The organism is Serratia sp. P2ACOL2, assembly GCF_003691565.1.
Lineage (GTDB): Bacteria > Pseudomonadota > Gammaproteobacteria > Enterobacterales > Enterobacteriaceae > Serratia > Serratia liquefaciens.
In genome coordinates this window covers 4686068-4698490 of record NZ_CP033162.1, presented here as the reverse complement: position 1 = coordinate 4698490, position 12423 = coordinate 4686068, and the positions used below count along the sequence as shown (strand labels likewise).

Sequence of the window (12423 nt, the reverse complement as noted above, 5' to 3'; positions counted from 1 at the left end):
TCAAACAGAAGGAGACTGAAATCAGTTCATCCAGCGGTTGTTGCTTTTGCGCCGCGGGATCAGGTGTGGCAACAACAAGCCAAGCAGCAGGCCTACGCCGGCTACGCCACCGCCGTACATGAACCACTGCAGGATAATGGTGCGCTGTTTGTCGTCGAGCTGCAGATTAACCGCGTTAACCTTTTTCTGTGCGACCACCAGCTGATTTTTCAGATCCTGGTTTTCCTGCTGCAGACCGCTGATGGTGCTGTCGCTGCCGGCCACTTTCTGCTGCATTTCTGCCGTGCGCTGGTTCCAGCTGTTGTCGATGTTGGCCAGCTTGTCGGTCAGGGTTTTTACCTGTTGCTCCAGCGCCGGCACTTGGGTGCGCAGGCTTGGCGTCTGGCTCAGCTGATTGAGAGGGATCCAGGTCGTGCGGCCTTTCGCATCGCGGATCTGGCCATAGTTGGTGCTGTCATTTACGCTCAACAGGGTGACTTCTTCACCGGCGTTCAGGGTACCGACGATACGGTACTGATTACCCGGGCCGCTATGGACGTAAGTATTCAATTCATCGGAGATATAGCGTTTATCTTCGGCATGGGCGCCCCAAGTGATGCTGAAGCTCAGCACGGCAAGGCAAATTAGGCGTAATTTCTGCATTAGTTCATCGTTTCTGTGTGAATTTATGGGAACGATAGTAGAGCGTTCAGTCTGACGACGCAACGCAAAAACCGGAATGAGAACTATCTTACTGTGGCAGATTCTGTGAGTTGCGCAGTGTTTTATAACGTAACAGGTTTTTTCTGCAGTTAGCAGGGTTAAGGTGCAGGGAATCGCGGTAAGATAACGGCAACTGTGCGTCATCGGGCAGAGCGTGGCAGGTGAGGCCCGCCGCCGTGAAGGCTGACGCGAATGCGTAACTTATTGGTGTAAAAGACTTATGACCGTTGAAATAGAACTGAAATTTATTGCTACCCCGGATGCGGTTGCCGCTTTGCCGCAGCAGTTGGCTGCCTGGCCTCATCAGCATTCTGCGCCGCAAAAACTGACCAATATCTACTTCGAAACCGCCGATAATTTCCTGCGCAGTCAGGATATGGGGCTGCGTATCCGCGGCTTCGACGACAGTTATGAAATGACCATCAAAACCGCCGGTAAGGTGGTGGCGGGTTTGCATCAGCGCCCGGAATATAATGTGGCTATCACCACGCCGGAGCTGGCGTTGGAACGGTTCCCGGCGGATATCTGGCCGCAAGGCTGTGATGTCGACGCGCTGCAGCAGGCGTTGCAGCCCCTGTTCCGCACCGACTTCGTGCGTGAGAAGTGGGTGGTCACTTACGGTAAGAGCGAGATTGAGGTTGGGCTTGACCAGGGCGAGGTCAGCGCCGGTGAGCTGAGTGAAGCGCTGTGCGAGATTGAGCTGGAGCTTAAAACGGGTAATACCGACGATCTGCTGGCGCTCGCCAACGAATTGGCGATGCACGGCGGCCTGCGTCAGGGCAACCTGAGCAAAGCGGCGCGCGGCTATCATCTGGCGCAGGGCAATGCTCCGCGTGAGCGCCGCCCGCTGGCGGTATTGAAGCCTGCGGCCAAATCCAGCGTAGAACAGGGTATGGTTGCCAGCTTCGAACTGGGCCTGAGCCACTGGCAGTATCACGAAGAGCTGTGGCTGCGCGGTGATACCCAGGCCCGTCGCTCGGTTATGGAGGCGATTGCGCTGATCCGTCAGGCACTGGTGATCTTCGGTGGTCTGGTACCACGCAAAGCCAGCGCCGATCTACGCGCCCGCCTGACCGCACTGGAGCCGCTGTTGATTGATAAGAGCACTCAGCCGCAGGTGTTGTGTTACAGCGCAGAATACCTGCAGTGTAAGTTAGCGCTCACATCATGGTTGGTGACCGGCGCCTGGAAACCCTTTATCGACGCCAAGGCGCAAACCAAGCTCGACGGTTCATTCAAACGTTTCAGCGACATTATGCTGGGGCGCAGCGCGGCCGAGTTGAAAGAGGCCTTCACGCGCACGTTGAACGAGGATGAATACGAGGAACAGCTGCCGCGCCTGACCCGTCAGGTGTCGGCATTTATCCTGCTGTCCGGTGCTTATCCCGATGACGAAACCGGTCCTTATATCGAAAGCTGGCGCGAACTGCAGCAGGCGCTGGCCGAACGTCGTCAAGGCTGGTACGAATCCAGCCGCAAGCAGGCCTTATCGCATGCGCCATTCTGGTTAAACGGCGCGCTCCGCTAATAAAGCTGGCCTGCGAGGCGCAGGCCGCAGAACGGATCCTTCACTATGTTGCCACTCTCGAGCAGGTTACAGGTTCAGGCACAGAGCATCGTGCAGCGTTTTCAGGAAACTCAGGGCGCGGACTGCGTGCTCAGCAGCCAGGAACAGCGGGTTTTGGCGTCGAGCGATTTTGTCTGCGACATGTTGCTCAGTCAGCCGCAATGGCTGGAGACGTTGCGCAAACAGCCACCGGTCGCGGACGAGTGGCAACATTACGCCGCCTGGTTGCAAGACACGCTGGAAGATGTGCGCGACGAAGCGCAACTGATGCGCGCGTTACGTCTGTTCCGCCGCGAGACGCTGGTGAGGATCGCCTGGGCGCAAGCGCAGAATCTGTGCAGCACGCAAGAGACGCTGTTGCAGCTGAGCGGGCTGGCGGAAACGCTGATCGTCAGCGCTCGCGACTGGCTGTATCAAACTTGCTGCCGTGAGTGGGGCACCCCGTGCAACGCCCAGGGCGTACCCCAGCCGTTGCTGATCCTCGGCATGGGGAAACTGGGCGGCGGCGAGCTGAACTTCTCGTCCGATATAGACCTGATTTTTGCCTACCCGGAAAACGGTCAGACCCAGGGAGGACGGCGCGAGTTGGATAACGCGCAGTTCTTTACCCGTCTGGGGCAGCGGCTGATCAAGGCACTGGATCAGCAAACCATCGACGGCTTTGTTTATCGTGTGGATATGCGGCTGCGGCCCTTCGGCGACAGTGGTCCGCTGGTCATGAGCTTCGCCGCCCTGGAGGACTATTACCAGGAGCAGGGGCGCGACTGGGAACGTTACGCGATGGTGAAAGCGCGGCTGATGGGCGGTTCGGAAGACGCCTACAGCGAAGAGTTGCGCAAAACCCTGCGGCCGTTCGTTTTCCGTCGCTATATCGATTTCAGTGTGATCCAGTCGCTGCGCAATATGAAAGGCATGATTGCCCGCGAAGTGCGGCGGCGTGGGCTGAAAGACAACATCAAGCTGGGTGCCGGCGGCATCCGCGAAATTGAATTTATCACTCAGGTATTCCAATTGATCCGCGGCGGGCGAGAGCCGGCACTGCAGGGGCGATCGCTGCTGCCCACGCTGCAGGCGGTGGGGGAACTGGGGTTGCTGGAGCCGCAGCAGGTACAGGCGATGAGCGCCAGCTACTTGTTCCTGCGCCGGCTGGAAAACCTGCTGCAGGCCATTGCCGACCAACAAACGCAGACGCTGCCACAAGATGAGCTCGATCAGGCCCGTTTGGCCTGGGGCATGGGGTTCGACGACTGGTCGACGCTGCTCGCGGCGCTGGACGAGCATATGCAGGCGGTCAGAGCGGTATTTAACGACCTGATTGGCGACGATAGCCCCGATGTGGGCGAAGATCCCGATTATCAGCACTACCACAGCCTGTGGCAGGATGCACTGGAAGAACACGAACTGGCGCCGTTGACGCCACATCTGGATGAAGAAGCGCGCCGGCAGATGTTGCGTACCATCGCCGAGTTTCGTCACGACGTCGACAAACGCACTATCGGCCCGCGCGGTCGCGATGTGCTTGATCAATTGATGCCGCGTCTGCTGGCGGAAGTGTGTCCGCGTCAGGATGCGCCGACGGCGCTGCTGCGGTTGACCCAGCTGCTGTTGAGCATCGTAACGCGTACCACCTACCTTGAGCTGCTGGTGGAATACCACGCTGCGCTCAGCCATCTGATTCGCCTGTGCGCCGCTTCGCCGATGGTCGCCAACCAGCTGTCGCGCTATCCGCTGTTGCTGGACGAACTGCTGGATCCGGCGACGCTGTATCAGCCGGTGGCCCCGGATGCTTACCGCAGCGAACTGCGCCAGTACCTGTTGCGGGTACCGGAAGATGACGAAGAGCAGAAACTTGAGGCATTGCGTCAATTCAAACAGGCGCAGCAATTACGCATCGCAGCCGGGGATATCTCTGGGGCGCTGCCGGTGATGAAAGTGAGCGATCACCTCACCTATCTGGCCGAGGCCATTATCGATGCGGTGGTGCAGCAAGCGTGGAACGACATGGTGGCGCGCTATGGTCAACCGACCCATTTGCAGGAGCGGGAAGGGCGCGGTTTTGCCGTGATTGGCTACGGAAAACTGGGCGGTTGGGAGCTGGGCTACAGTTCCGATCTTGATCTGGTGTTTATTCTGGATTGTCCACCGGACGTGATGACCGACGGCGATCGCTGCATCGACGGCCGTCAGTTTTATCTGCGTTTGGCGCAGCGCGTCATGCACCTGTTCAGTACCCGCACCTCCTCCGGCATTTTGTACGAGGTGGACGCTCGCCTGCGGCCTTCGGGCGCAGCAGGCATGTTGGTCAGCACGGTTGAAGCCTTTGCCGATTATCAGCAGAACGAGGCCTGGACCTGGGAGCACCAGGCACTGGTGCGGGCGCGTATCGTCCATGGCGATCCGGCGCTGCATCAGCAGTTTGACGCGATCCGCCATGAGATCTTGTGCAAACCACGCGACGGCGAAACGCTGCGGCTGGAGGTACGCGAGATGCGCGAGAAAATGCGTAATCACCTCGGCAACAAGCAGCGTGAACTCTTTGATATCAAAGCCGACGAGGGCGGTATCACCGATATCGAATTTATTGCCCAGTATCTGGTCTTAGGCTATGCAAGCACCGAGCCCCGTCTGACGCGTTGGTCTGATAACGTACGCATTTTCGAGTTGATGGCCAATTACGGCATCATGCCGGAAGAAGAGGCGCAGGCGCTCACTCAGGCCTACGTCACCATGCGCGATGAAATTCACCACCTGGCGTTGCAGGAGCATTCCGGCAAGGTCGCCAAGGGGCAATTTGCCGCCGAGCGTGAACAGGTTCGCACCAGTTGGGCGAAGTGGCTGGGTTAGGCAGGCCGGTTGCGCAATACGTTTTGCAGCTATTACAGACGTCTGTGGTAATATCTGCGCCACTAAAATTTTGTACTTTTTTGGAGTTATCGGATGAAAGTTACACTGCCTGATTTTCGCCGCGCCGGGGTATTGGTGGTGGGTGACGTCATGTTGGATCGCTATTGGTATGGGCCGACCAGCCGTATTTCACCGGAAGCGCCGGTGCCGGTGGTCAAGGTTGAAACCATTGAAGAGCGTCCCGGCGGTGCAGCAAACGTGGCGATGAATATCGCTTCGCTGGGTGCCAACTCACGCCTGGTGGGCTTGACCGGTATTGATGACGCGGCGCGTGCACTGAGCGCCAAGCTGAACGAAGTGAACGTGCGCTGTGATTTCGTTTCGGTACCGACGCATCCGACCATCACCAAGCTGCGCGTGCTGTCACGCAACCAGCAACTGATCCGTCTCGACTTCGAAGAAGGGTTCTCCAACGTCGATTCGCAACCCATGCTGGAACGCATCCAGCAGGCGCTGCCGCAAATTGGTGCGCTGGTGCTGTCTGACTACGCCAAAGGCGCGCTGAGCCAGGTACAGAGCATGATCCAACTGGCGCGGGCCGCCAAGGTGCCGGTGCTGATCGATCCAAAGGGTTCCGATTTTGAGCGCTATCGCGGCGCGACGCTGCTGACGCCCAACCTGTCTGAGTTCGAAGCGGTCGTAGGGCACTGCAAAGACGAAGCCGAGCTGGTCGAACGCGGCATGAAGCTGGTGGCGGACTTTGAGCTCTCCGCGCTGCTGGTCACCCGTTCCGAACACGGCATGACGTTGCTGCAATTGGGCGTTCCGCCACTGCACCTGCCAACCCAGGCGCAGGAAGTGTTTGACGTTACCGGTGCTGGCGATACCGTGATTGGCGTGCTGGCTGCCGCGTTGGCCGCCGGTAACACCTTGGAAGAGTCCTGTTTCCTGGCCAATGCCGCCGCCGGCGTGGTTGTGGGCAAACTGGGGACCTCTACCGTTTCCCCGATCGAGCTGGAAAACGCGGTGCGTGGCCGTGCCGAAACCGGCTTTGGCGTCATGACCGAAGCCCAGCTGAAAACCGCCGTGGCGCAAGCACGTCAGCGCGGTGAAAAAGTGGTGATGACCAACGGTATCTTCGACATTCTGCATGCCGGTCACGTTTCCTATCTGGCGAATGCCCGCAAACTGGGCGACCGCCTGATTGTGGCGGTCAACAGCGACGCTTCCACCAAGCGCCTGAAAGGCGAGACCCGTCCGGTCAACGCGCTGGAAAACCGCATGATCGTATTGGGGGCGTTGGAAGCGGTGGATTGGGTTGTGGCATTCGAAGAAGACACGCCGCAACGCCTGATCGCCGATATCCTGCCGGATCTGCTGGTGAAAGGCGGCGACTACAAACCTGAAGATATTGCCGGCAGCGCCGAGGTTTGGGCCAACGGCGGCGACGTCAAGGTGCTGAACTTTGAAGACGGCCTGTCGACCACCAATATTATCAAGGCAATCAAAGACGGGCGTGGCTAACAGACTCTTTTTAGCCTAAATAATTCGAGTGGTATCAAGGCGGTAATCGGGTGAGTAAAAGCAGCCGACGCGGATGCAACTTGAACTATGGCGGATAAAACGGCGGTGGCAGTGAGTGGACTGAAGCAGGAATTGAGTTTGGCGCAGGGCGTTGGGCTATTGTCCACTTCATTGCTGGGAACGGGGGTGTTCGCCGTTCCTGCGCTGGCGGCCCAGGTGGCGCAGGGCGATAGCCTTTGGGCCTGGCCGGTATTGATTGCGCTGGTGTTCCCGATTGCCATCGCTTTTGCTGCTCTGGGCCGGCATTTCCCCAGCGCCGGTGGTGCCGCGCATTTTGTCGGTCTGGCTTTTGGCCCGCGTATGGCAAAAGTGACCGGCTGGCTGTTTTTGTCGGTGATCCCGGTGGGCCTGCCTGCGGCATTACAGATAGCCGCCGGTTTTTGGCAGGCCGCGTTCGGCTGGAACGCCAATGGCCTGCTGCTGGTGCAAATAGCCACGCTGATGGTGATTTGGCTGCTGGGCACGCGCAGCGCCGGTTCCAGCGCCAATATTCAAACGCTGATCGCCATGCTGGTGGTGGCGCTGGTCGCCGCAATTTGGTGGCGTGGCGGCATCTCTCCTGCTCAAATCCCCTGGCCAGCACTCGACGAAATATCTCCCCCTAATTTGTTTCACGCGTTGGCGGTGATGTTCTGGTGCTTTGTCGGTTTGGAAGCCTTTGCGCATCTGGCAACCGAGTTCCGCAACCCTGAGCGCGATTTCCCGCGTGCCCTGCTGTTTGGCCTGCTGGTCGCCGGGGCGGTGTACTGGGGTTGTACCGTGGAGGTGTTGCACTTTCACGCGTACGGTGAACATCAGGCGGCGGCCGCGTCGTTGCCGGGTATCGTGGTGCAACTGTTTGGGCAACATGCGTTGTGGGTAGCCTGCGTCATAGGTTATCTGGCTTGCTTTGCCAGCGTGAATATCTATACCCAAAGCTTCGCCCGGCTGGTGTGGTCGCAGGCGCAGGATCGGCCAGCCAGCGCGTTGGCTAAACTGTCCGCCGGACAGGCACCGGTCAATGCATTAAGCGCGGTGGTGGGCTGTTGCCTGCTGTTTACCCTGCTGATTTATACGCTGAAACTGCCGTTGGATATGCTGTTGGTGTATGCCAATGGCATCTTTGTGCTGATTTACCTGCTGTGTATGCTGGCGGGCTGTCGAATTTTGCACGGACGTTCGCGGTTAATGGCGGCGGTAGGGCTGGGGCTGTGTTTGCTGCTGATGGTCATTATCGGCTGGAAAAGCCTGTATGCGCTGGGGATGTTCGCGTTGATTTGGCTGGTGTTGCCGCGCAGGCCGAAGGCGGCGCTAAAACGGCAGTAAGGGCGCGATGCCGCGCCCTTAGCGGTAACTATTCTGCGTCTGGCTGTTGTGTGGCTGGTGCTGCGTTAAGCTTGCTTTCCAACTCGTTCATGCGCTGTTCCAGCAACGCCAGCTTTTCACGGGTGCGCAGCAGCACCTGTGTCTGAACGTCGAACTCTTCGCGGTTGACCAAATCCAGACGGGTAAGCTGCGACTGCAGCACCTGACGGATTTTCTTCTCAACGTCTTCCCCGAATTCACGTACGCCTTTAGGCATGGATTCATGCACCTGGCGTGCGATCTGTTCAATTTTTTTCGGGTCAATCATGGCGTATCCCTTTCAGAGTTTAATAGCTGTCGTCTAGTGTAATGCGAGTTGCCCGCCGGATAAACTAATAACCGCATTCCCTGTGATTGGCCGAATTGTGCTTTTGCCAATTGCCCTGATTAATCATTAGCGTTATAGTCGAGAAGCTTATTCTCAGGGCGGGGTGCAAGTCCCCACCGGCGGTAAATCACCTTCTACGGTGAAAGCCCGCGAGCGCTCAGCCAGTCTCTTGCAGCTTGGTTAGAGGTCAGCAGATCCGGTGTAATTCCGGGGCCGACGGTTATAGTCCGGATGGGAGAGAGTAACGGTATCTGCCGGGTTTGCGCCCGCTTGCGTTATTTTTTTAGCTATTGCTAGCTACTCCTCAAGATCGCCCTGGTTCTGGTAATCCATAATTTTTTAATGAGGTTTTTTACCATGAATCAGACCCTACTTTCAGATTTCGGCACGCCGGTAGAACGCGTAGAGCGAGCTATTGAAGCATTGCGCAATGGCCGCGGTGTAATGGTGCTCGATGATGAAAATCGTGAAAACGAAGGTGATATGATCTTCGCCGCAGAAACCATGACCGTTGAGCAGATGGCACTGACCATTCGCCACGGCAGCGGTATTGTGTGTCTGTGTCTCACCGAAGAACGTCGTCAGCAGCTCGAACTGCCGATGATGGTGACCAACAACTCCAGCCAGTTCCAGACGGCCTTCACCGTGACTATCGAAGCGGCGCAGGGCGTGACCACCGGCGTGTCCGCTTCCGATCGCCTGACCACTATCCGTGCGGCCGTGGCCGATAACGCCAAGCCAAGCGATCTGAATCGTCCTGGGCACGTTTTCCCGCTGCGCGCGCAGCCAGGTGGCGTGCTGAGCCGTCGTGGTCACACTGAAGCGACTATCGATCTGGTCTCTATGGCCGGTTTCAAACCTGCCGGTGTGCTGTGTGAACTGACTAACGACGATGGCAGCATGGCGCATGCGCCGGAAGTGATCGTGTTTGCCAAACAGCATGATATGACCGTATTGACCATCGAAGATCTGGTGGCTTACCGCCAGGCTCACGAAAAGAAAGCCAGCTGATAACGAACTGACTTTCTGACGATGAAAAAAGCCGCGTAATGCGGCTTTTTTTGTGGCTGAAAACCGTTAACCTATGCCGCCGCTTTGCAACAGCGTCAGGCTGAATCCCATCACCGCCATCCCACACAGCACGCCGTAGCTCGGGTTATTGTGCGGATCGATTTCTTTCGCCAACGGCATCAGTTCATCAACCGACAGCGCCACCATGATGCCGGCAACCGCCGCCATAATCGACGCCATTACCACCGGCGAAATCATCGGGCCAAGCAGCAGGAACGCCAATACGCCGCCGAGAATCTCCGCCATGCCGGAAATACCGGACCACAGCAGGGCTTTGGTCTTGGAGCCGGTTGCGGCATACACCGGGCCAGCCACCGCCAGACCTTCAGGAATATTGTGGATAGCCACGGCCAACGCAATGCCCATGCCCAGTTCCAGGTCGGCGCTGGCGGTGACGAAGGTAGCGATGCCTTCCGGGAAGTTGTGCAGGCTGATGCCCAGCGTCAACAGCACCGCGGTGCGCTTCAGGTTGTGCGGTTTCAGCGGTTGCTGCATCAGATCCTGCGGGTGCTGGTGCGGCAGCATGCGGTCCAGCGCGAAATACCCCAGCAGCCCAAGCATGAACATGCCGTAACCCATCATCGGCGACATGCCGACGGTGTGCAGCGCCGCGGGCAGCATTTCCATCAGCGATATCAGCAGCATAATCCCGGCGGCAAATCCAAGAGCAAAAGCCAGCATTCGGTTGGAAGGCTTCTGGCCAATAATGCCGAACAGGGCGCCGACAAAGGTGGCGCCGCCGGCCAGCAAGGTCAGGAGCAGCGGTACGGACATGGTCGTCTCCTTATATGCTGAAATTATCGTTTATTTTCTGATACTAACAGAGTAAAGGCATAAATCGAGTGGATTTGGCTGATTGTTTCTATCGTTTTAACCGTTCAAATTTATTGAAGATCATCATCACGGTTATCCGGCTGTGTCGCCGTGGCAAACGGCGTAGTCTAGTCCCCATCATGTTTGCGACTGACCAAGGATCTTGTATGAACAGCTCTCGTATGCCTGCACTTTTTCTCGGCCACGGTAGCCCGATGAACGCGCTGGAAGAAAACCGCTATACCCAGGCCTGGCGTCATCTGGGTGAAACGCTGCCGCGCCCGAAGGCCATCATTGCCGTTTCTGCTCACTGGTACACCCGTGGCACCGCGGTGACTGCGATGGAAAAACCAAGAACCATCCATGACTTTGGCGGTTTTCCGCAGGCGCTGTTCGATACCCGGTATCCGGCGCCAGGATCCCCTGCGCTGGCGGCGCAGATCCAGCAAGTGTTGGCGCCGATTACTTTCACGGCAGACGACAGCGAATGGGGCCTGGACCACGGCACCTGGGGCGTGTTGATCAAAATGTATCCCGAGGCGGATATTCCGATCGTGCAGCTCAGCATCGACGGCACCAAACCGGCGGAATACCATTATGAACTGGGCCGTAAACTGGCGGTGTTGCGTGACCAGGGGGTGATGATCGTTGCCAGCGGCAACGTGGTGCATAACCTGCGGATGGTAAAATGGCAGGGGGACGCCACCCCTTATCCGTGGGCCACTTCGTTTGACCGGTTTGTGCGTGATAACCTGAATTATCAGGGGGATAACCACCCGTTGGTCAATTTTATGCAGCACGAAGGCGCAGCGCTGTCTAACCCGACGCCGGAACACTACCTGCCGCTGTTATACGTACTGGGCAGTTGGGACGGCAAAGAGGCGATAACCCTTCCGGTGGAGGGCATCGAGATGAGCGCACTGAGTATGCTGTCGGTGCAGGTTGGCTAAAGGCTCTACGCCGGCCTCAGGCTGGCGTAGATTGATCGGCAAAGCCGCAGGATTGGCGGATCACCAGCGAAGGCGGCAGGATGATGCGTTTGGGCGGTTCATCATTGCCTTGAATGCGGCTATACAGCAGTTCCCCCGCCTTGCGGCCGATCTCGCGGGAGGCCACCGATACGGTGGTCAAACCCGGCTGCACCAGCGACGCTTCGGTAATATCATCAAATCCTATCAACGCGAAATCACGGCCAATCTGGCGCTCGAGTTTGCGTAATGTCTGCATCACACCCAACGCGACAATGTCCTGATAGCATAACGCCGCCGTGATTTCCGGATGGGCCATCAGCAACTGCTCTGCAGTTTTTGCGCCGGAGCTTTGGCTGGCCTCGCTGTCGACGATCCATTCGCCCTTGACCACAATCCCCCGTTCCAGCAGCTTGCTGGTGTAACCCCCAACCGCTGCGCGCGGGTGGTGGAGTTGATGGATCCTCCGATGAAAGCGATATTGCGATGGCCAAGATCCAACAGATGCTGGGTTGCCAACTGTGTGCCAAGGAAGTTATCTGTGCCGACAAAGTCAAAGTGCGCATCAGCCACCGGCCTGACCACCATGATGGCCGGGATCTTGCGGCGTTTCAGCGTTTCAAAAAACAGGCTCGGCGTTTGTCGGGCGGCACACAGCACCATGCCGCTGGCGCTGTTTTGCAGCAGCGAGTCGACAAATTTTTGTTGCCTGTCGGCCGATTCTTCGCTGTTGGCCAGAAACAGCATCAGTTGATGGCGTTCCATTTCCTGGCTCAGCCCGGCGGTCATCTCGGCGTAAAAAGGATTGGTGATGTCATGTAGCAGCAGGCCGACCTGATTGCTGCTGCGATTGCGCAGGTTTGCCGCGGTCTGATTGTAAACGTAGCCCAGATGATCGATGGCGCTCAGCACACGCTTGCGTGTTTCATCCGATATGCGGCCACGGTTGCGCAATACCATCGAAACCGTAGCGGTGGAGACTTTTGCGTATGCGGCGACATCCGCCAAGGTTATGGTGCTCATTTCATCTCCTGTCGATACTGGCTTTTACATCAAGGTATATCGATTAACCTTTTTCTGTGTAATTCCGTTAAATAGAGTGTGACGACGATCGCGATTTATAAGCTTTTTAGCAGGTTATTATCCGTTATATGAGGTTAATCTCGTTAATCAGCCTGTTTGTTATGGGGTTAATCGATTAA

The 12423-nt window shown here is 57.4% G+C and carries 9 protein-coding genes, 1 pseudogene and 1 riboswitch; of the genes and pseudogenes, 6 read left to right on the top strand and 4 right to left on the bottom strand.

Annotated elements, in window-relative coordinates; genetic code table 11:
- Positions 1-21: 21 nt before the first annotated feature.
- Positions 22-642, bottom strand: a complete 621-nt coding sequence (locus EBA31_RS22585; RefSeq protein WP_020828715.1) for a TIGR04211 family SH3 domain-containing protein — start codon at positions 640-642, stop codon at positions 22-24.
- 280 nt (positions 643-922) lie between these two features.
- Here EBA31_RS22585 and EBA31_RS22580 point away from each other — a divergent pair, with 280 nt between their 5' ends.
- The 4 genes from EBA31_RS22580 to yjeH all read left to right on the top strand — a co-directional run bounded on the left by EBA31_RS22580 (position 923) and on the right by yjeH (position 8002).
- A complete protein-coding gene (locus EBA31_RS22580; protein ID WP_048759828.1) occupies positions 923-2230 on the top strand; it encodes an inorganic triphosphatase in 1308 nt (435 codons plus the stop codon).
- Between the two features lie 45 nt (positions 2231-2275).
- Positions 2276-5113, top strand: coding sequence for a bifunctional [glutamate--ammonia ligase]-adenylyl-L-tyrosine phosphorylase/[glutamate--ammonia-ligase] adenylyltransferase (glnE, locus tag EBA31_RS22575; protein WP_122080268.1), 2838 nt, complete (start codon positions 2276-2278; stop codon positions 5111-5113).
- A gap of 93 nt (positions 5114-5206) precedes the next feature.
- Positions 5207-6637, top strand: a complete 1431-nt coding sequence (gene hldE / locus EBA31_RS22570) for a bifunctional D-glycero-beta-D-manno-heptose-7-phosphate kinase/D-glycero-beta-D-manno-heptose 1-phosphate adenylyltransferase HldE (RefSeq protein WP_020828712.1) — start codon at positions 5207-5209, stop codon at positions 6635-6637.
- Between the two features lie 111 nt (positions 6638-6748).
- The gene (gene yjeH, locus EBA31_RS22565) at positions 6749-8002 is read left to right on the top strand and encodes an L-methionine/branched-chain amino acid transporter (RefSeq protein ID WP_122080680.1); all 1254 of its coding nucleotides are present in this window, start codon (positions 6749-6751) and stop codon (positions 8000-8002) included.
- Positions 8003-8030: 28 nt separating this feature from the next.
- On the opposite strand, the gene ubiK is transcribed toward yjeH, so the two are convergent.
- Positions 8031-8309, bottom strand: a complete 279-nt coding sequence (gene ubiK, locus EBA31_RS22560; protein ID WP_020828710.1) for a ubiquinone biosynthesis accessory factor UbiK — start codon at positions 8307-8309, stop codon at positions 8031-8033.
- Positions 8310-8454: 145 nt separating this feature from the next.
- Positions 8455-8616: riboswitch (FMN riboswitch) on the top strand.
- Between the two features lie 110 nt (positions 8617-8726).
- Here ubiK and ribB point away from each other — a divergent pair.
- Positions 8727-9380: a 3,4-dihydroxy-2-butanone-4-phosphate synthase gene (gene ribB, locus EBA31_RS22555; protein ID WP_020828709.1), complete on the top strand. Its 654-nt coding sequence runs from the start codon at positions 8727-8729 to the stop codon at positions 9378-9380.
- Between the two features lie 66 nt (positions 9381-9446).
- Here the strand turns inward: ribB and zupT are convergent, their stop codons facing one another.
- Positions 9447-10214 carry a zinc transporter ZupT gene (gene zupT / locus EBA31_RS22550; RefSeq protein WP_020828708.1) on the bottom strand — a complete coding sequence of 256 codons (768 nt, stop codon included), beginning with the start codon at positions 10212-10214 and terminating at the stop codon, positions 9447-9449.
- A 206-nt stretch (positions 10215-10420) separates the two neighbouring features.
- Between zupT and ygiD the strand changes: the two genes are divergently transcribed.
- On the top strand, positions 10421-11203 hold the full coding sequence (gene ygiD / locus EBA31_RS22545; RefSeq protein ID WP_122080267.1) for a 4,5-DOPA dioxygenase extradiol: 783 nt from the start codon (positions 10421-10423) through the stop codon (positions 11201-11203).
- A gap of 16 nt (positions 11204-11219) precedes the next feature.
- Here ygiD and EBA31_RS22540 read toward each other — a convergent pair.
- Positions 11220-12244: pseudogene (locus EBA31_RS22540) on the bottom strand (LacI family DNA-binding transcriptional regulator).
- Between the last annotated feature and the right edge of the window lie 179 nt (positions 12245-12423).

Excerpts from the sequence above, each read along its gene's own strand:
- ygiD (WP_122080267.1), top strand. The coding sequence starts at position 10,421 with ATGAACAGCTCTCGTATGCCTGCACTTTTTCTCGGCCACGGTAGCCCG.
- ubiK (WP_020828710.1), bottom strand. The coding sequence starts at position 8,309 with ATGATTGACCCGAAAAAAATTGAACAGATCGCACGCCAGGTGCATGAA.
- hldE (WP_020828712.1), top strand. The coding sequence starts at position 5,207 with ATGAAAGTTACACTGCCTGATTTTCGCCGCGCCGGGGTATTGGTGGTG.
- ribB (WP_020828709.1), top strand. The coding sequence starts at position 8,727 with ATGAATCAGACCCTACTTTCAGATTTCGGCACGCCGGTAGAACGCGTA.
- glnE (WP_122080268.1), top strand. The coding sequence starts at position 2,276 with ATGTTGCCACTCTCGAGCAGGTTACAGGTTCAGGCACAGAGCATCGTG.
- zupT (WP_020828708.1), bottom strand. The coding sequence starts at position 10,214 with ATGTCCGTACCGCTGCTCCTGACCTTGCTGGCCGGCGGCGCCACCTTT.
- EBA31_RS22580 (WP_048759828.1), top strand. The coding sequence starts at position 923 with ATGACCGTTGAAATAGAACTGAAATTTATTGCTACCCCGGATGCGGTT.
- EBA31_RS22585 (WP_020828715.1), bottom strand. The coding sequence starts at position 642 with ATGCAGAAATTACGCCTAATTTGCCTTGCCGTGCTGAGCTTCAGCATC.